This window comes from Legionella quinlivanii (genome assembly GCF_003265995.1).
In the GTDB taxonomy this organism is placed as follows: domain Bacteria; phylum Pseudomonadota; class Gammaproteobacteria; order Legionellales; family Legionellaceae; genus Legionella_C; species Legionella_C quinlivanii_A.
Map to the genome: position 1 here is coordinate 78,825 of NZ_MVJN01000005.1, position 20,153 is coordinate 98,977.

Genomic DNA, 20,153 nt, shown 5'->3' on the forward strand with positions numbered 1-20,153 from the left:
TTTGAAATAGCGTGTCACATCCGATTCTGAGACATATACCCAACGTGCTAACCATCGGTCGCCTGGTGTTAATTCTGCCTTTTTTATGGCATCTATACGTCGGTGAATTCGTGGAGGCTTTTTATATTTTTATGCTAGCCGGTCTTACTGACGGGCTGGACGGCTGGCTTGCGCGTCATTATAACTGGTCAACGCCATTAGGTTCGTTTATTGATCCACTGGCCGATAAATTACTGGTTGCCTCCAGTTTTATCTCACTGGCTTTATTGGAAAGTCTGCCCTGGTGGCTGGTTATTCTGGTTTTTTTAAGAGATTTGACTATTTCCTTCGGTGTATTAGCCTGGTATCTGCTCATAAGTAAGCCGATTAATTTTGAACCCACACGGCTTAGCAAATTCAATACCGGCCTGCAATTGCTGCTGGTCACTCTTTGCCTGTTTCAACTGGCCTTTTTTGAATTTTCACCCTATGTTCTTTTCAGTTTGATTCTGCTTACCGCCGTTACTACAGCGGCAACATATATTGATTATGTGTGGACCTGGGGACGGAAAGCCCTGTCAATTAGCCAAACCAGTCAATGAGCCGTCAGTTAGTATTTGAAATTCAACAGAACTATGATGCCAAGCTCTCGGAGTTTTTCTGGGGCACTAATCGCTTGCTGGAACTTCAAATTCAAACTCTTTTTACAAATAAAACCGAGCCCTATCTGTTTATCTGGGGAGAACCCGGAAGCGGGAAATCCCATCTGCTGCAAGCCTGCTGCCAAATGGCCAGCAGCCGGAATCTTAGCGCCGCCTATCTTCCATTAAGCCTCTTAAAAGCCTGGGGGCCAGGCTGTCTTGAGGGAATGGAACAACAGCAGTTAATTGCAATTGATGATATAAATGAAATTGCCAATGACAGTATCTGGGAAGAAGCTATATTCCATTTATTTAATAAAATTCGCGACAATGAGTCTTGTCTTCTCATTTCAAGTCAAGCGTCTCCCGCTGCTTCAGCTATCAGCCTGCCCGATCTGCGCTCCCGTCTGGCCTGGGGAGTAGCTTATCATTTGGAAGAGCTGAATGATGATTTGAAAATAAAGATTTTACAACAGGGCGCTGAGAAAAAAGGGTTCCAGCTTAAAGACAGTGTAGCCTTGTTTTTAATTAAACGATGTACAAGAAATTTACATGATTTGCTGAATATCCTTGACCAGCTGGATATCGCCTCACTTGCAGCCCAACGAAAAATCACCATTCCTTTCGTAAAAGAAACGCTGGGAATTTGAAATAGTTTTCTCCCTGTAAACATTCTTTAGTTGACTTTTTGCAATTCTTCTTATAAGTCTATAAGTAACTGATTTCAGAGAAAAATAATGATTGAATCTATAATATCCAGAACAGATATTATTTTGCTTCCAAGTGAAAAAGATAAGCTGGCAGGGCTTATCAAATTGCTTGAAAATTTTACCGCCCGCCATTATCAGCTTTCAAGCCCGGAGCAATTCAGGAATGAGGTCTTAGGCGTTGAGAAGCCGGGGGCACTTGCTCTTTATTACGATCAATTTAATCACCTGACCGGATTCACACGCGTATGCCGTCAGGTGATTTACCCTAAAAGTAAGCCGGTTATTGCTTACTGGGGAGGCACTTACTACAATCAGCGTGTCAATCCAGGATTTGTAGCAGCCAAATTTGGCCTCGCTCATGCAATGAAAGATAAATTAGCCCATCCGGAAGAGGAATTTATTTATTTTGCACATACAAACACACCATCCCGATATCAATTCTTAAATAGCTTCAACCACAATATCTATCCCAAACCCGATACACGCACCCCGGACTATGTGTTGGAAAGAGCGGATTGTCTCATTAATGACAACAACTGGATTCCTCATTCAGAACATTCAATGGTCATTAAAAACCATGTGGCCTTAACCAATGGCATTGACCCTCATTTTGATGACAGGAATCCTTTTCATAACTATTATGTGTCTATTAATCCCAACTATCATTTGGGTAATTCCTTATTGGTTTATCTTCCTTTGAATCTGGCAACCATTGGAATGGGTATAAAGCAGGTAGTATCTACGCCTTCCCTGTTATAGAAATATTATATGCATTGAAGTTCCTGGCTTACGGGGGCCTCAAGCTTGAGTATGGAAGATGCCTGCGGCTCCTGATTGCTGAAAAAACTGCTGTTTGAAAGTGTGCGCGTAATACGATTGATGCGGATTGGCATCCTGGCATCGCTGTTGAGTAAGGGCTCTGCTCTTTTTTCCAGCGTCAATAACTTTTTCATAAGCCGGCCCTCCAGCTTTTCAAGCTGTGCTTTTTGCTGGCTTACAGCCTCCTCATCGCAGAGCAAATTAATCACCTCTTCATCGAGCCCCAGTTGCCTGCCCACCAGCTCTTCTATTTCGGGTTTCGTTGAATACCAATAGCAAACTAATGCGCATGCTCCCACAAGGATACTCGTCAACAGAACAGGCCAGAAAGTGGGACTGACTGAGGCAAGTACCCAGCCTGCAATAAACATGGAAACCGTTTGGCCGGCACAGAATGCACCACTGAACACTGTAATAGCCTGAAGGCTAACCGCGAGTAGTTTTAGTGCTTTGCTGGCAGTGCTCGACCGCCTGGCTCGTAGAATGGCTCTTGCTTCATCCAATTCCGCGAATTTTAATTGCAACACCTGTGAAAGCGTCAGATAGTCCTGTAACACGCAGAGATTTTCGGTTTCATCATAGATTTCAGCAAGTTTTGCCTGAATCGCATGAATTAATTTCACTTGTTTTGCATACACATTCGTCAGCTGAGGAACCTGTTGCATTTTGATCCCGAACTCTTTCGCCAGAGCGCTTAAATCGAGCCCATAAAATAATAAAATGGATATGGCGGAGAAAACCAGGCTGGCCACGAATACGGCTGCAGTAGGGATTGAGAATAAACCCAGGACATTACTGATTCCGTCAAAGCCTTCGCAAATAAAATAAAGCGTTCCGCTAACGAAAAGTAAAATAAATTTAAACTTTGCCCATTTACTTTTTTTTTCCTTCTCCCTGACTTCAGTATGCAGGATCTGGTAAATGTCCTTCAATAGCGCAGCCTGCACTTGCTCAAGAATAAGCTGCTGCTTTTTTTCCGCCACAGGATTGCTTTTTAACCAGGGAAGAAGCAGGGATAATGGTAGTTTTTCTTCAGCAAATTCCTGGGGGAAATAATTCACCCCCTGGTTTACCTCATTCATTTGCTGAATGTAACGGCGTGTTTTATCACTTAATTTAACCAGATTTACCATTGCTTCCTTCCGATAATGGTTCAGCCTGGAATAGCCTTCCACTCAACTGTCATCCCCGTGAAGACGGGGATCCATCTCTGAGCTCGCTATAATGCCAACTGAGGAATGGATTCCCGCCTTCGCGGGAATGACAAATTCCTTTAACAAAATTCCTTAACTTAATGACAGTGAGCCTTCCACTGGGGTGAAATGCTTACGCAGTTAACAACTTTACTGGTTAACTGAAAATACTGAACTGACTCCCTGTGCTTTAAGGGCAGGATCATACATGGCTTCAGCCAAAACAGGTGGTACTGTAAACTGTCCAATATTGACTGCCTTAATCCGGTAGCTAATTTCTTTAACCTCAGCCCCGAGACTGCCAAAAAAGATAACCCGATCTTCACGAATATCAGCATACTCCATATTATCTGTTTTTACTGAGTCACGAACCACTTCAAATCCACCCGGCAACAAGTCGACAATGGCGATATTATTAATGTAACGATTATCGAGTGTCCGTAATTGAATATGAACTTCAACTTCCGAACCCAGGGCGACAGCGCTTATCGTATTGCCCTCATCATCACGGTATTCTCTCAATACCTCCATTCCCTGTGTCAGAGGTTTATCAACCTTGTTTCTATCAAAACCTGCCTGGATCAGTTGATAGAAGTAACTTATTTTATTGGGATTGTCGATAGTAACAGAGGTTGTCTTATCATTAATATCAACCTTTTGATACGCTTTATCCATGGGCTCCAAAGAAGTTTGCTGACCACCGATGACCGCCATGATGGATAATCCCTGGGTTTGTGCCGGAGGCAGGCTTTGAGCATAGGCATTTAAAGCCAGACTGGTATAGCCCGAAAGTACAGTATTTATTTCATTCGCATTAATTGATTCAACCAAAGGCATAATTAAGCGATCTCCGACTGATGACAATAACTGCGGGAAATGGCGGGCAACCAGATACAGGTACTGTGCGTCGGCAATACTGCTGTCATAGAAAGCACCCATATCGTTTGACTGATTATTCACTTTGAATTGTTTGATTAAGCGCTCAGCCTCGCTGAAGTTTTTCAGTAATTGATACGTCGAGGCGAGATAGGCACCGGTAATATCCTGCTGCCAATTATTATTTTTGTCCTGCTCCAGACTCAACTGAAGGTTAGTCAGATAATTGGTAGTGATAATCTCATTTCTGGTTAATACATAAATGGCATAGGCCTGTATGCGCCCCTGATAGAGATCAGTATATTTTCGCTCAGCCAGCTCTTTTAAGTAGTTAATACCATAATAAATAATGTCGTTAGAAACATTATATCCCTGCTCGCGGGCCTCGGTTAGAAAATGCATGGCATACACTGAGGCAAAATCATTATTGCTATTGTCACCGAGCCCAGGCCAATAGCTGAATCCGCCATTGGTCATTTGACGTTGGCCCAAGGTTTGAATAGTCTCAACAATTCGTTGTTTAGCCTGTTGACTGTCATTATCAAATTGCGGCTGATTACCCATCGCCAGAAGAGGCCAGGCCTTACTGGTGATTTGTTCTGTACAGCCATAAGGATAATTTTCCAGATAGCGCTGCAAACCTGCAACCAAAATAAGTGGACTGTTCGATACAGCAGCCTGTACCTGGCGATACTCTGGATAAAGCGCTCGGTCGAGCGGCAGGCGCATCGACTTTGATGTCTCCCGTCCGCTTTTTACTGTCGTCATATAACTACTGGCAGGACGAACACTTAAACTGGCATTCATCTTACTCAATTTATCACCGAGGCTGGCGGTAAAGCTCAAATCCGCATTACCGAGTTCGGCTTTGGCTTTCACATGGAAACGCAGCGTTTTTTCCTTTCCTTCATCAATCTCAATCGTTTCCTTGTCATTGCCTATAATTTCCAATGCAAAAGAAGCTGACATCTGTACATTAACTTTCGCAGCAGCTCCCGAATTTTTCACATTATTGGCAACACTGGCCGTCACATCAAACTCATCTCCCGGGGCTACAAAATTGGGAACATTCGGGTTAATGATAAAATTACCTTTCACCTTAATCTGCTTTTCAGCAGACCCCAAATCATTGTCGCCAACGGCTACAGCCATGATGCGCAAGCTGCCATTAAAATAATCTGGAACCTCGTAAGTCACTTGCCGTGCGGTGGTGTCAGTTGGCAAAAGACCAGACCAGAAAACCACTGGTAAATCCGTTTTACGTTTGAAAGGATTTAAATGACTGGCCAATAGTTCTTCCCCGTCGTCGCCCCCTACCGCAGACAATTCGCGTTCGCGAATATATTTTGGCAGAATCTGGTCGACAGTCTGCTGGGTGAATACCTGCAGTGCATATTTCTGGAAGAAGAATGCCAGAGGATCAGGCGTCACATAACGGCTAACCTGCAGAATACCTTCATCAACAGCAAAGACAATGATCTTTCCGGGTTTATCGCTTTGATATTCAATGTTTAAAGGCATCCCCGGCTTTGCTTCTTCCTCCGCTTTCAACGCAATATGAATTGCGCGGTTATCATGATTTACACTAAAAGGCATCACGCTGTAGCTTAAAGGACTGATAAATATTTCAGGAGAATCCCAATTGCGCACAAAAGCCACATTTACATAGCCATTGCCCTGGAAATCCGCCGGAATCCGAATTTTCTGAATCGAGCTGGTGCTGTCTGTTTTAAACCATTGGCTGGCATAGACCTTATCCCGTTCAATAGTAATTAAGCCAGAACCCGTGTAGGGCGCTGTAATCTGCAGCTCGATATCTTCACCGACATTATATTCTTCTTTATTCAACTTGACCGACAATTCCGCATTTTTAGCCAGAGGAAGCTGACTATTACCCACTACACTGTATTTCAATTGGCTTAATTCAGTATTGTTTTTGTCGAGCACCTTGATTGCAAAATCACCGATTTGCTGGGTGGGCAAATCGTAAGCACTGCCTTGCTCGTCCACTTTAAACGGCTTGGTTTCAAGTACTGTTGACTGAATAATAGACTGGTACTGATAGCTGCCATTGGGATTTTTTACCAGTGTGACTACCGGTCGCAAGGAAATCCACTGGAGTTTCAGCTCATCAATCGCCAGCTGCTTTAACTGCGAGTCCACCGCAATAAAATTAACACTGCGTTTATCATTCTGTTTAATGTATGAGAGATCCCCATCCGGTTTATAACCAATGAAATAGCTCAGAGGACTCACCAGCACCGAACTTTGAGTATTTACACTACGGCCGCCCTGTGCCTCGAATCCTTCCGCAAAAAAGGTGAGCTGGTAGGTGGCTTTATCAAAGCGATTCAGATTAAGAGCCAGCTCGGCTTCACCTTTATCATTAGTCCGGGTTTCCGGTAAATCCTCGGTAAACACCTTTGCCGGTTTCGATGGATCAAGCAAGGGGTCAATAAAGATATACTCAGGGTATTTCGTGAATTGCACACGCTGAGGCGATAGCAGTATTCGGGCACTGATTTTGCGATCCGCTGCCGGCGCGCCATAGAGATTCCACAGGCTAACCTGAGCAGTTAAATTATCCGGAGAAACCCAGCCTTCTGTTGGTTTCTGCGAGAAAGTAGAGGTGATTCGCATCCGATCCGGTTGAAACTCAGCTACTCGAATGCTGGTGCTGCCTAACAGGCTTTGTGGATTATTGTCTTTAATAACATATAAGTTTACCTGATATTGTCCGGTTGGAGACGTTGCCGTAGTCGGAAAATCCAGTGTCAGATAACCGGTGTTATCAAGCGTTAGTTTTTTATCTAAAACCGTAGTACCGCGCGGATCGGTTATAAGTACTTCCAATGGCAGGCCGGCTGGTTGTGAAAAGGCGTAAGCCTGTTTGATAATCATGCCAAAATGAGCCTCATCACCAGGCCGATAAATTCCGCGGTCCGAAAACAGATAAGCACTTAAACTGTGCAGATCCTGATTATTTACGTAGAGGCCACCCACATCAAAGCGCGAGAAATTGAGCTGACGGCTGGCATTATTATAAGGAATAAACGACACATCACTGCCAAGGCTTGCCAGATAAACGGTAGGTTCGCGTTCATCCACATAATCACTTAGAACAGGAAAACTGGCTTGCCCCTGCTCATTGGTCATGCGGGTCAGCAAAGGCAGACCATTTTTTCCAAGAATGGAAACACTCGCATTGGCAACTGGAGCGCCTTGTGCAATCGATTGAACAAATACCTCATGACTGCCGTCATTATTATCTTTTGCCAATAATCCAAGATCAGTCATCAATACGAGACGGCTGGTTTTAACATCAAGGGGCTGTTTCTGCTGAACATCCCAACCGGTCGCCTGCAATAGAAACAAGCCCTGGGGTCCGCCTGTATTGGCTTGTGCGGACAAATACTTCCCAAGGTCGAGCGCGGTGTAATTTTGCTTAGTCAGATCGGAGGTATCAAACTGCTGAATCTCTGAAAAGATTTCACTGATATTTTGCTGATTAAAACTTTGATTAATAAAATAGGGATTATTAAAATCGCCCTGTGTCTGAGTGACCAGCTGATTCACATTGTCAGGCAAGACTCTGGCAATTTCAAATTTAACCGCTGGCACGCCGCGGACCGCGACCGAAAGCATTTTCTCGCCCGCTAAGGCCAGTAAAGCCCCTTTATGGAGAAAACTAATTTCCTTCGGGAGCTCAGGGACTTTAATAATGGCAGTATAGTCCGTCGATAAATCAAAATCGCCAAAACCTTTCAGGCCTTTATCAAGTTTTAAGTAGAGATATTGCGGGGTATTGCTGCTAAAGCGATAGCTGTGCAAGCTCGAATAATTCCTGTCCGCTGGTAAAGCCTGTAATGAAAGAGGTTTGGATAGTGCAAGAATAGCCGCGTTTACTTCCCCGGGATTTTGCCAGTCATAGTCAGACTTTTCAGGTTCAGAAGCAGTTGCCGGGTAGTTTTTTGGTAATAAATACACATGAAGCGCCTTATTGATAGCGGCCTCAGTCACTCCCAGGCTGGTTTCCACATTTAAAATCTGCTCGGGTCTGTCTCTTTCATTACGAATAATGGATGCGTCTGCAAAACTTACCTTAAAATAATTGCTGGCATCGGGAATCAACAGGTTCTTGCTGATACTTTCTCCCGTTTTGCCAGAGCCGCTTTCTGCCTCAACACCCTTGGGGATAACCAAGTCCACATAACGAGACACCTTGGGCAGTGACAATGGTTCCGAACGGAGGTAGGCAATTCGTTTGTACTTGTCATAGCTCACTGTAAATTTGAAATGTTTTGCATCAAGATCTAATTGATTATTCTTAATTTTTTGCAAAATGAGTGTGGTTTTCTCTTCAAAACTGTTGCTGTCCACTGGAAAATTGAAATTGACAGTGGCGACAATCTGCCTGTTTTTGGCATCAAGAGGATCCTGATAAAAACCAAGTTCAGCAATTTTTGCCTCGAAAGGTTTGGTGGAAAACTGATAGCGCAGCTTTTCCATTTGGACATTGGGGGCAAAAACCTCTTTATTGAAACGAACTTCATAGGTTTGCCCTGCAGGCCAATCTTTTTCAGGGGTGAATATCAAACGGCTGTCGTTATCCCATGCCCATTCACCCGGCATGTCTGGAACCAATTCAATTCCTTCGGTCACTTCTTTACCAATAAGTTTCAGCGGTGCCACCGATTGAGATACCAGTTCATCTCTCTGAATACCAAAATTAATGATCAAATCATTGGGAACTAAATCCTCTTCCAAAGGCGTGATATCAGGCGAGGTAATTACCGCCGTGACCAATTCTGGCTGAGGTAAATTTTTATACCAGATATAGCCATAGATGCTGCTGGCTGCCAGCAGAAGAACAACGAGTGTGCTTCCCCAGAAAAGGCCCGGTCTGGAAATTGCCTGCTGCCTGACACCTTTTATCCAGGGTGGGCTGCTCCAATGGATTCGACCGAATAACAGGGAAAAAAACGCACCGATAGCTAGGAATGGTTTCAAAATAGATTTTTTGTTCATGGGATGTGACCAGGGTATGGAGGGGTTGAACTTTCAGTCTTTTTTCTAAAACTCATTCCAGCTGAGTCTGGAAAAAAGCCTGTTTATTTTTCGCATAGAAGCCAAAATCAAAAAATTAGTCTCAATAGAAATATTACTGGCTATTTCATTCAAATTGATTTAAATTTGCTCTACATTGCATCTATGCGCTGCGCGGCTTTAGTTTATCACTAGTTTTCTAATTATGAAATATCGTTTAAGCATAATTTTCCTGGTCATTTGTGCCGCAGTTTCGCTGGGCTATTACTGCTTACCCAAACCGCCTTTACTGCAGGGGCTCCCTTTCTCCACAGCCGTCTGGGATAGCAATGGACGTCTTCTTCGTCTTAGCTTAAGCCGTGATGAAAAATATCGTCTTTATGTACCCCTTTCAAAAATTTCACCGCAATTGATTGAAGCGACTCTTCTGCAGGAAGATCAGTATTTCTATAAACACCCAGGTCTTAATCCGGTTTCAATGCTGAAAGCAGTCTGGGAAACCTATGTTGTGCAATCGCGGCGTCAGGGCGCGTCAACGATTACCATGCAATTGGCGAGAATCCGTTTTAATATTAATTCGAAAAAGTGGCCGGGAAAGCTTCAGCAAATCTTTCGCGCCATTCAATTGGAAAGGCATTATAGTAAACAGCAAATATTGGAAGCTTATTTAAACCTGGCCCCCTATGGCGGCAACATCGAGGGGGTTGGAGCAGCCAGTCAGATTTATTTTAATGAGTCGGCCATGCAGTTGAGCTTGCCGCAGGCCCTGACTTTAAGTGTTATTCCGCAAAATCCTGGCAAACGCACACCACATAATCAACAACTCAAAACAATTCGCAATAAACTCTTTGCCCGCTGGCTGCAAATTCACCCCCAGGATCGACGCTATCAGAATGCAATGACACTTCCGCTGGCGATGAAAACAATTCGCGATCTCCCTTTTGCCGCGCCTCATTTTGTGAATAGCCTGTTAAGTACACACAGAAATCAGCAGGAAATTCATACGACTCTGAATCTGAAACTACAGTCTCTGACTGAACGCATCACCCGGCGCTATTTGCTGCGAAAAAAAGGGGTGGGCGCATTTAATGCGGCCGTCTTGTTGATTGATACCCGCGACATGAGTGTTAAAACTGCAATGGGGTCGGCTAATTTCTATGACGCGGCAATAGGCGGGCAGATTAACGGAATGGATATCAAACGCTCGCCGGGTTCAACACTTAAACCGTTTATTTATGCGCTGGCTCTTGATCAGGGTTTAATTCATCCCTATACCGTACTAAAGGATGTGCCGCATAGTTTCGGTGCCTATAATCCTGAGAATTTTGATAATGACTTCATGGGACCTATCCGGGCAAAGGAAGCACTCATTTTAAGCCGAAATATTCCGGCAATTTATCTGGCCAGCCAGCTGGCAAAGCCTGGATTATTTGGTCTTCTTGAACAGGCGCAAGTCAGCCAGCTGAAATCAGAATCCTACTATGGGCTTGCCCTAACCCTGGGTGGGGCAGAGGTCACAATGAAAGAGCTGGCCACGCTCTATGCCATGCTGGCAAATGAGGGATTATGGCGACCTTTGCGCATGCTTAAGGAGGATCCTTCAGTTACCGGTAAACGTTTATTAAGCCGGGAAGCGAGTTTTCTTATACTGGAAATGCTGAAAGACACACCTCATAGCGATCTGTTGTTTAAATCACGCAACCTGCCCATCGCCTGGAAAACCGGAACCTCATCAGGTTATCGTGATGCCTGGACGGTTGGGAATTTTGGTCCTTATGTGTTGATCGTCTGGATAGGCAATTTCAATAACAAGGGGAACCCGGCTTTCGTCGGGAAGAATATCGCAGCGCCCTTATTCTTCGAGCTGGTGGAGGCCATCCAGCATGAAAATGGGCCGCTAAAGCCAATTGACAAACACCCGGAGCGAATGAATTTAACACGTATTCCAGTTTGTAAAGCTTCCGGTTTATTGCCCACCCGCTACTGCAAAGATACTGAAATGAGCTGGTTTATCCCCGGAAAATCCCCCATTAAAACTGATAATATCTATCGCGAAGTAGCAATCAATCGATTGACGGGTCTTCGCACCTGCCATTTCGATGAAAACACCCGCTTTGAAATTTACGAATTCTGGCCCTCCGATCTTGCCCGGATTTTCAAACAAGCAGGTATACAGCGTCGCATTCCCCCCGCCTATGAAGCCGACTGTAATCTGTCAGCAGGGAAATCACTGGCTTTGCAAATATCCTCCCCTCAATCTGAGCTGAATTATATTGTCAAAGCCAATGCAGATCAGCCGAGCATTATTCCTCTTTCAGCTGTTACTGATGCGGATGTGCGCAATCTCTATTGGTTTATCAATGATAATTACCTGGGCAAAACCGCCAATGATCAACCCTTGTTATGGGCAGCCAGGCCCGGAAAATTTGTGGTTCGGGTAATTGATGATCACGGGTATTCGGACGCCAGAGATATTACAGTGCGTGTCAGCAGTTAAATCCCCGCTGTATTCAGCATTTTTCTTTAATCTTGCTTATACTTGGATAAGACAACAGGCATTCTCTTCTATGCCAGGCCTTAACTCTTCATAAATTAATCAGTTGGGGAGTGAATAGTGGATAGCATTCTCATCGGTATAGCGGGGGCATCCGGCTCCGGTAAAACCACGGTTGCCGCAGAACTTCAGCGATATCTGGGTTCAGAGCATTGCACTATTATTTCCTCTGACAATTACTACAAAGGCCTGGGAAACATACCCTTGGAACAATTTCTGGAAGTGAATTTTGATCATCCTGACAGTATTGAATTTGAATTATTGGCTCAACACTTACAACAACTAAAACGGGAACAAGCAGTCGATATTCCATTATATGATTTTTCAACCTCCACGCGTAAAAAAGAAACCAGGAGGATAACCCCCAAATCCGTCATTATTGTTGAAGGCATTTTAATTTTTTACCCTGACTATATTGCGGATTTATTAAACCTGAAAATATTCGTTAAAACCAGAGCCGATGTCTGTCTACTCAGACGGATTGCACGAGACACGAAGGAGCGAGGCCTAACAACAGAGCAAGTTATTGCCCAGTATACGCGCTATGTGAAGCCAATGTATGAACAATATGTTAAACCTTATAGAAAAAGGGCTGATTTAATTATTGAAAATAGTGTAAAAACGCCTCTATCGGGAGAAACGCTGCATTTTGATTGGGCAGTCATCAATCAATTGTTGAATTCGAGCCTGATTCACAAGGATGCTGAGTTCGTGGCTGCCCACTAAGTTATCTTGCTCATAAAAGAATAACCATTTCGTAAAAATTATCATTTTCCGCTGGATATTGTATAATTTAATAAACCTTTACTTGTAGATAAATTATGAATGGACGCTTATTAATTTTGCTGACTGCCTTTCTTTTCCCCTTTTCGGTGACCCATGCCGCGGATGATTTTATTGAGAATGTAACGACAACTATCAAACAATGTTATACCAAGCAAAGCAATAAAGAAGATGGCATCGAATTGGCTCAATGTATAAGTGGACAATTAGAAACGATGCCAAACCCTGAGAACTACATCGTTAATCTTGAAGGTAAAGATCCTCACCACATGACGCTTTATCTTTATAATCCGAAAGGCTTTCGTATTGTTTGTGCAGTTACTGCCAATCAAACCCTGGAAATTAATAATTGCCAAACATACCAGGCCAAGCCGCTTGATTCGGAGCAACAGTTGTCAATTGATCCCAATGAATTACCAAATGCCCCCTGAAATTAAGCTTCAATAGACGGCAAATTCAGCAGTCACGTCAACTTGAAAAAACCAGATTAATCCCTACTTATTTCTTACACAGATCAATTACAGTAAGGAGAGAGTTATGAATGGTTTAAAACGTGATTATTTTCCCATCAGTAAAGATATCAATAGCCTGCTGGAGCATTTCTTTAAAGGTCAGACCGATGCTTCCTTTGTGGATACCGGCACCTGGGCTCCAGCAGTGGACATCAAGGAAGAAAAAGATCGCTTCCTGGTCGTCGCGGATATTCCAGGTGTCAAATCCGAAGATATTCATATTTCCCTTGAAAATAATTTATTGACGATTCAAGGAGAGCGGTATTTTGAAAAAACAGAGGGTAAAGAAGGTTACTCGAGAATAGAACGTTCGCAAGGACAGTTTTATCGCCGATTTAGCTTGCCTCAATCTGCTGATGAATCGAACATCAGCGCCAAATGCAAACATGGCGTGCTCGAAGTAATCATTCCCAAGCGAACCACGCCTAAGGAAAAACGTATCGAGGTAAGAGTAGAGGACTAAGCAGAACCGATATGCGCCGTTAAAATACGGCGCATAAAGCTGATTCCAGGTAGAAACGCAAGTATCAGCGTCCGATAAGTTCATTAAAGCATTGCGCTGCCGGTGAAGCCTTTGCCTTCCAGGAACTCGTTCCAGCCCACAGAGACATATACTCGGCATTCTCAAGCTGTTTCGCATAATTTCGCAATTGGCTGGTCAGCTTGTTTTGCGCAGGATAGGGAAGCGTGTAAGCATTTTGCATCTTATTCATGAAGCGGTTATCTACCCCCCGGGCCAACTTGCCAGAAAATGCGCGGGTCAGGCTGGTCTTATCGGCGAACTGATTCAACACGGCTTGCTTATAGGCATGTGACGTGCCCGATTCGTGAACGGTTAAAAACAGACTACCCACCTGAACAGCATGGGCGCCATTCCTGAGGTGCTTCTCGACATCAGCATGACTGGCTATGCCCCCGGCGACTAAACAAGGCAGTTTAAGTCCTGAGTCCAGACAGGTCTCTAACAAGGAGTCAATTGGAATCAGATTATCTTCTTCTTTTCCAATAAAACTCCCCCGATGTCCGCCTGCCTCAAGTCCTTGCAGGCAGACTGCGTCAACCCCTGTTTCAGCCAGGACTTTTGCCTCTGGCAGACTGGTCGCAGTTCCATAAACAAAGATATTATTCGCTTTTAAAAGTCTTAGCTGCGCTTCCTTTAAAACCCCAAAGGTAAAGCTAAACACAGGAACTTTTTCTTCCACTACCACTTGCAGCTGTCTGTCAAAATCAGGGGAAAAAGGAGGCGAAACTGCTGAGATGGGATACCCCAGATCGTTCGCAGCCCGGTTAATATCGCGAACCGCTTCAAGCATCTCCTTATCAGTGTATATTATCTTTTCCGGAATAAACAAATTAACCGCAAAAGGTTTCGCGGTTAAACGTTTTGTGGCCTGGATATGCTTTTTAAGCGCCTCTGGCTCAAGATATCCAGCACCTATGGAACCAAGCCCGCCGCAATTAGAAATAGCGGCTACCAACTCTGGTGTGGTGATTCCACCCGCCATCGGTGCCTGAATTACAGGAAAAATACTACCAGCCTGTTTGGATAACAAAAGAGGCTTCATGCCAGATACTCCCTTTATCTCATTTATTTCTTCCGAAACAACAAGGCGATATCAATTGAATCAAATGAAAAATGGCTATTGCAGAAATCGCAGCTGATATTAATCTGGCCCTGCTCGGCTAACAGTTTATTGGCCTCTTCTTCGCCAAGAACTACGATCACCTGTTTCATTTTTTCCTGACTGCAGCGGCATTTAAATTGAGTCTCTTTTTCATCAAATAAACGCAGTTCGGTCTCATGATAGAGCCTGTAAAGCAATGTCTGGTTATCCAGAGTTAAAAGTTCATTCTCACTTACTGTCTGCCCTAGATGAACAGCATATTCCCAGAACTGCTCGCGTTGCAGGCTATCTTGACCTGGCATCAGCTGTAGCAGCATGCCCGCTGCCCGTTCTTCATTCACTGCCAGCCACACCCGTGTGGCAACCTGCTCTGACTGGGCAAAGTAATGGGTCAGATTTTCACTCATGGAAGTAGCAAGAATGGGAACTACGCTTTGATAGGCCTGAGTGTTATGATACTGATTGATAGTGAGCACCATTTGGCCTTTCAAAAAAGCCTCGGCATAATCCGCTATTTCAAGATTTTCCTGAAACTTGGCAAATCCTCTTAAATTAAGTTGATGATCGCATTGTACCAATAACAGAGGCAGACGTTTATCACCCTGGAACTGCAGGCTTAAATCACCCTCAAATTTAATACTGCCTGATAGCAGTAAACAGGATACTAATGCCTCACCCAACAAATATTTAACCATTTCCGGATAAGCATGTTGGTTCATAATGGTCCGATAGGTTTCATGGAGATGAGCAATTTGCCCTCGAATACTGGCATGCTCAAATATAAAACTCTGCAAACTATCCAATTTTTTTCTCACTCATTAATTATTCATATTTCGCGAAAAAAACGCTTTTTTTCCGCTCAGGCATTAAATGTTGTTAATTCTAACACATTTATGATTGTTTGCTCAGGCTTGTCAGGTGATAATTCCTCTTTTGAGTTTCGGATTGTGGTATGTTAAATCCTCAGCAAATGGCTGCTGTGCGCTATATAGACGGACCATTACTTGTATTGGCTGGCGCAGGTAGCGGCAAGACCCGGGTTATTACGCAAAAGATTGCCTACTTAATTGAAGAATGCGGCTATCAGGCCCGCTCTGTCTTTGCAGTGACATTCACTAACAAGGCAGCCAATGAGATGCGCTCCCGGGTCAACTCGGTTTTATCTGCCCAGCACCGACGGGGTCTTAAGGTGGCCACCTTCCATACCCTGGGCCTGACCATGATTAAAAAGCATGTAAAGCTTTGCGGTTTAAAATCAGGCTTCTCTATTCTCGACAGCGAGGATTGTCTGCAATTATTTCGTAATTTTCTGCCCCCGGGTAAAAGTAATGACCGAGAGTATCTGGCACAAATACAACAGCAGATTTCGCGCTGGAAAAATGAGTTGCTAAAGCCAGAGCACCTGAGCAGTAAAACGCCAGACACCCCCATTTTTCTTGAGGCACTTCCCATTTACGAACGCTATCAAATTTCATTGCGGGCCTATAACGCCGTCGATTTTGATGATTTGATTTTACTGGCTGTTAACCTCTTGCTTGAACATGAAGAAGTAAAAGATTACTGGCAAAATCGTGTTCGTCATTTACTGATTGACGAATACCAGGACTCCAATCTCAGCCAATATCTGCTGGTCAAACTGCTTACTGGTCTTCGCGCACAATTTACGGTAGTCGGCGATGATGATCAGTCTATCTATGCCTGGCGAGGTGCACGGCCTGAAAATCTTGCTCAGTTACAACGTGACTATCCGCAACTTAAAATTATTAAACTGGAACAAAATTATCGTTCTACGGGCAGAATTCTGCATGTCGCCAATACTCTGATTGCCAATAATTCCCACTTATTCGACAAAACCCTGTGGAGCGAACTGGGTTATGGGGAGATGCTGCGCGTGCTTTGCTGTAAGGATGAGCAAGATGAGGCTGAACAGGTTATTGCTGATTTGATAAGCCATAAATTACGTCATGGTAAACAGTATGGCGATTACGCCATATTGTATCGTGGAAACCATCAGTCACGTGTTTTTGAAAAATTACTCCGCCATCATGGCATCGCCTATCGCATAAGCGGCGGCCAATCCTGGTTCGCGCGAAGCGAAGTGAAGGACATTTTCGCCTATTTGAAATTACTCTGTAATCCCCAGGATGATGCTGCATTTCTTCGTGTCATCAATACTCCTAAAAGAGGAATTGGGGAATCAAGCCTGGACCACCTTGGGAATTATGCCCAAAACCGTGGTGAAAGCCTGTTTTATTGTTCGGACCATTTGGCTCTGTCTGAACTGCTGGCGGACAAACCGCGCCAGGCTTTGCAACAGTTTAAGCAATGGATGCTGGGAATTAACAAACGTCTCGAAAGCCAGGCGGTCGCGGAAACGCTCCGGGAGATGGTTGAGGAATCCGGTTATGAAGCTTATATTTATGAACAATGTGATACGCCTGCGAAGGCGCAGAAGCGAATGGAAAATATCTGGGAGTTGCTGGATTGGATAGACCGGTTACTAAATAAAGATCCCGAAAAAAATCTGGTAGATATCATTAATAAATTAATCCTTATCGATATCCTCGAGCAGGGTGATGAACAAGACAAGGAAGCAGTTCAGTTAATGACTTTGCATGCATCAAAAGGTCTTGAATTTCCCTTTGTCTATCTGGTCGGCATGGAGGAGGATTTATTACCTCACCGGGTGAGTATTGACGAAGATCAGATCGAAGAAGAGCGCCGCCTGGCTTATGTTGGAATTACCAGAGCCCAGCGCGAGCTCTGCCTTAGTCTCGCCAAACAAAGACGGCGCGGCGGCGAAGTACAGGATTGCCAGCCCAGCCGCTTTCTTGAGGAATTACCTGTCGACAGCATTGAATGGTTTGGCAAATCAGGTGAAAAAAATGAAGAGCGAGCCAAGGCAGTTGCCAAATCACATTTGACGGCCTTGAAAAACATGTTGACGAATTAAGCCTGCTAAAACCTTGTACTGGACCGACCGGACAATTGTTCATTTAAGGGCTTCCATAGCCAAAAAAAAACCGGTATAATCGACAGACTAATACACTATTAGCGCAGAACAAATGCTATTTGGAAACTTCTCCACATACATCATTTCTTTCATTATTATCGGCTGAAAAGCCGACTATCTACCTACGCCTTAAAATTTTATCTAATTCCTGAAAACCTCCGAAAGTGAGCGAGAAGATGAGCTTTTTTAAATTACGGCCTTTTTTAATGTGGCTTTTTCCTTTAGCATTTTTTACTTATCAATTCATCCTTCGCCTATGGCCGGGCTTGATGATGCAACCCATCATGACCCGTTTTTCCATAGATGCCAGTGAATTTGGAGTTCTTGCTGCCCTCTATTACTATGGCTATGCCGGCATGCAAATACCTGTGGCGATGATGCTGGAGAAATGGAGTGCCCGCTATGTGATTTCCGGATTCGCCATACTTTGTGGCTTCGCAACGCTGCTGTTTAGTTTTACCTCGAACTGGTATCTGGCCTGCTTAAGCCGCTTCCTGATTGGAGCAGGCTCCGCGGTAGGTTTTCTGGGTGTTTCCAAGATCATTTCAGAATGGTTCCCTGCGTCTCAATATTCCAGAATGATTAGTTTCTCCTTTACACTAGGATTAACAGGAGCCATCTATGGAGGTAAGCCAGTTAACCAGTTAATTGAATCCCAGGGCTGGCAACCGGTGGCTTTAGGCTTGTCATTATTCGCAATCGTTTTAGGCTGCGGCATCTTTTTACTTCTGCGCTCAAACACTGCAGCAGGCATCAGCAAAACGTCAGGCTGTTTTAATCGCCGTCAATTCAAATCCTTACTGAAATCACCTCTCATCTGGTTTCTGGCATTAGCCAACTTCATGATGGTTGGAGCACTTGAGGGATTCGCGGATGTGTGGGGCGTTTCTTATTTGATGAGCGCCTATCATTTTGAGAAGAGTCAGGCGGCCCAGCTCATGTCGTTTATTTTCATCGGCATGCTGGTCGGCGGCCCACTGCTGGCCTTGCTTGCGCGTAAAGCAGGAAATTTTTCCATCATCGCTTTCTGCGGAGTGGGCATGGCCACGGCTTTGTTCTGGATCCTTAATTCGACCTCTTTGACTCATTTTGAATTGAAACTTTTACTCTTCGTGGTCGGTGTTCTTTGCTGTTACCAGGTGATTATTTTTTCAGCCGGAGCAGATCTGGTCAAGCCGGAGTTACTGGGTGTTAGTGTCGCATTTTTAAATTGCATTAATATGCTGGGGGGATCTTTTTTCCATACTATCATTGGTCAGTTGATGGAAAAAGAGTCCGTTATCCAAGCGGGAGAGACCGTGTATAACCTGTCAACTTTTCAAACCTCTCTGAGTGTAATCCCGCTTTGTGCCTTGCTTGGTGTAATTTTAGTCGTTGTATTGGCTTATAAAACATCCCGGGCAGATCAATTGAAAACCGCCGCTGGAATATAGTCTTAAGAAGCAAAGAGAGGTTAAATCAACCCTCTCCCTAACCCTCTCCCAGAGGGAGAGGGGATTCTAAGTCCTCTCGCCCCTCTGGGGAGAGAGCTTGAGAGAGGGGTCTAACTCAAGGCTATTTCTTCAATTTGCGCTACCTCGGAAGGTATAAGTGAAAAATTGCCAATATCCAGGTCCTCTTTCATATGTTGCAGCCTGGTTGTGCCGGTGAGCGCAAGAATGCCTATGTCCAGGGCAAACCTAAAAATCATCTGTGCCGGTGTTTTATTGTACTTTTCACATAAGAGATGGAGCTTATGATTTGCAAGATATTGATAATTGGCAGTCAGCAATGAGAATCCCTGATAAACGCAGGCTTTTTCATTACAGAACTGTCGAATTTGCTTGTCCCACAATTTAACAGCGAAACAGCGATTCTGCACAAAGCGAGGTTTTATTGCAGCTCGCTGGTATAGCGCCTTCAATTGAGCAAGATTGACATTGGAAACTCCCAGCATGCGGACTTTTCCTTCGCGAAGCAGTTCCTCCATTGTAGTCCAGACCTCCCAATCCTGCTCAGTTAAGCCCTGCCCGGAATAAGGGCCATGCAGAATATAGGAGTCCAGATAATCAGTCTTTAAATGTAAGAGTGAGCTTTCAAGTGATTGCCTGACCTGATTGGCATAGGAGTCACTTTCATCATAGGGTTTTCGGTGATCCTGTCCCTCTGCATAGGTGTATTTGCTCTGTAAAAACAGGCTTTCGCGACTTTGTCCAGACTCAATCAAAAACTGACTAATTCCCAGGCCAACCCCTTCTTCATAATAGTGTCTGCGCTGATTAGCCGTATCAATACCAGTAAAACCGGCTTTCAAAGCCTGGTAACAAAGCACTTCGGTCTGCTCTTCCTTCCAGGCAGTGCCGTATAGAATCGATGGCAGTAATTTGTCCTGATTCATGATCCATTCCTTTATCAATGCTATA

At 44.2% G+C, this 20,153-nt stretch carries 14 protein-coding genes; 9 read left to right on the forward strand and 5 right to left on the reverse strand.

Annotated features, from left to right (window positions below; translation table 11 throughout):
• Window positions 1–11 precede the first annotated feature (11 nt).
• The 3 genes from B1207_RS07265 (at window position 12) to B1207_RS07275 (ending at window position 2,089) form a co-directional block, all read left to right on the forward strand.
• Window positions 12–581: a CDP-alcohol phosphatidyltransferase family protein gene (locus tag B1207_RS07265; protein WP_234999811.1), complete on the forward strand. Its 570-nt coding sequence runs from the start codon at window positions 12–14 to the stop codon at window positions 579–581.
• Window positions 578–1,270, forward strand: coding sequence for a DnaA regulatory inactivator Hda (gene hda, locus B1207_RS07270; protein WP_112219333.1), 693 nt, complete (start codon window positions 578–580; stop codon window positions 1,268–1,270). The genes B1207_RS07265 and hda overlap by 4 nt, the downstream gene beginning before the upstream one ends.
• An 87-nt stretch (window positions 1,271–1,357) precedes the next feature.
• Window positions 1,358–2,089: a hypothetical protein gene (locus tag B1207_RS07275; protein WP_112219334.1), complete on the forward strand. Its 732-nt coding sequence runs from the start codon at window positions 1,358–1,360 to the stop codon at window positions 2,087–2,089.
• Between the two features lie 5 nt (window positions 2,090–2,094).
• On the opposite strand, the gene B1207_RS07280 is transcribed toward B1207_RS07275, so the two are convergent.
• The gene (locus B1207_RS07280; RefSeq protein WP_112219335.1) at window positions 2,095–3,282 is read right to left on the reverse strand and encodes a hypothetical protein; all 1,188 of its coding nucleotides are present in this window, start codon (window positions 3,280–3,282) and stop codon (window positions 2,095–2,097) included.
• A gap of 210 nt (window positions 3,283–3,492) precedes the next feature.
• Window positions 3,493–9,246, reverse strand: coding sequence for an alpha-2-macroglobulin family protein (locus B1207_RS07285; RefSeq protein WP_112219336.1), 5,754 nt, complete (start codon window positions 9,244–9,246; stop codon window positions 3,493–3,495).
• A 223-nt stretch (window positions 9,247–9,469) separates the two neighbouring features.
• On the opposite strand from B1207_RS07285, the gene pbpC reads away from it, so the two are divergent.
• The 4 genes from pbpC to B1207_RS07305 all read left to right on the forward strand — a co-directional run bounded on the left by pbpC (window position 9,470) and on the right by B1207_RS07305 (window position 13,576).
• Window positions 9,470–11,761 (forward strand): penicillin-binding protein 1C, encoded by a 2,292-nt coding sequence (gene pbpC / locus B1207_RS07290; RefSeq protein ID WP_112219337.1) that lies wholly within the window; start codon window positions 9,470–9,472, stop codon window positions 11,759–11,761.
• 117 nt (window positions 11,762–11,878) lie between these two features.
• Complete coding sequence (gene udk / locus B1207_RS07295; protein WP_172458185.1) at window positions 11,879–12,544, forward strand: uridine kinase; 666 nt, start codon at window positions 11,879–11,881, stop codon at window positions 12,542–12,544.
• 95 nt (window positions 12,545–12,639) lie between these two features.
• Window positions 12,640–13,032, forward strand: coding sequence for a hypothetical protein (locus tag B1207_RS07300; RefSeq protein ID WP_112219339.1), 393 nt, complete (start codon window positions 12,640–12,642; stop codon window positions 13,030–13,032).
• Between the two features lie 106 nt (window positions 13,033–13,138).
• Window positions 13,139–13,576, forward strand: a complete 438-nt coding sequence (locus tag B1207_RS07305) for an Hsp20/alpha crystallin family protein (RefSeq protein WP_112219340.1) — start codon at window positions 13,139–13,141, stop codon at window positions 13,574–13,576.
• Window positions 13,577–13,640: 64 nt separating this feature from the next.
• Here B1207_RS07305 and B1207_RS07310 read toward each other — a convergent pair whose 3' ends face one another.
• Both B1207_RS07310 and hslO read right to left on the reverse strand, forming a co-directional pair.
• Window positions 13,641–14,678 carry an NAD(P)H-dependent flavin oxidoreductase gene (locus B1207_RS07310; RefSeq protein WP_112219341.1) on the reverse strand — a complete coding sequence of 346 codons (1,038 nt, stop codon included), beginning with the start codon at window positions 14,676–14,678 and terminating at the stop codon, window positions 13,641–13,643.
• Window positions 14,679–14,701: 23 nt separating this feature from the next.
• Window positions 14,702–15,541 (reverse strand): Hsp33 family molecular chaperone HslO, encoded by an 840-nt coding sequence (hslO, locus tag B1207_RS07315; protein WP_253255803.1) that lies wholly within the window; start codon window positions 15,539–15,541, stop codon window positions 14,702–14,704.
• A gap of 149 nt (window positions 15,542–15,690) precedes the next feature.
• On the opposite strand from hslO, the gene B1207_RS07320 reads away from it, so the two are divergent.
• A complete protein-coding gene (locus tag B1207_RS07320) occupies window positions 15,691–17,691 on the forward strand; it encodes a UvrD-helicase domain-containing protein (protein WP_112219343.1) in 2,001 nt (666 codons plus the stop codon).
• Between the two features lie 236 nt (window positions 17,692–17,927).
• Window positions 17,928–19,184: an MFS transporter gene (locus tag B1207_RS07325; protein WP_112219344.1), complete on the forward strand. Its 1,257-nt coding sequence runs from the start codon at window positions 17,928–17,930 to the stop codon at window positions 19,182–19,184.
• Between the two features lie 110 nt (window positions 19,185–19,294).
• Here B1207_RS07325 and B1207_RS07330 read toward each other — a convergent pair whose 3' ends face one another.
• Window positions 19,295–20,128 (reverse strand): aldo/keto reductase family protein, encoded by an 834-nt coding sequence (locus B1207_RS07330; RefSeq protein WP_112219345.1) that lies wholly within the window; start codon window positions 20,126–20,128, stop codon window positions 19,295–19,297.
• Window positions 20,129–20,153 lie beyond the last annotated feature (25 nt).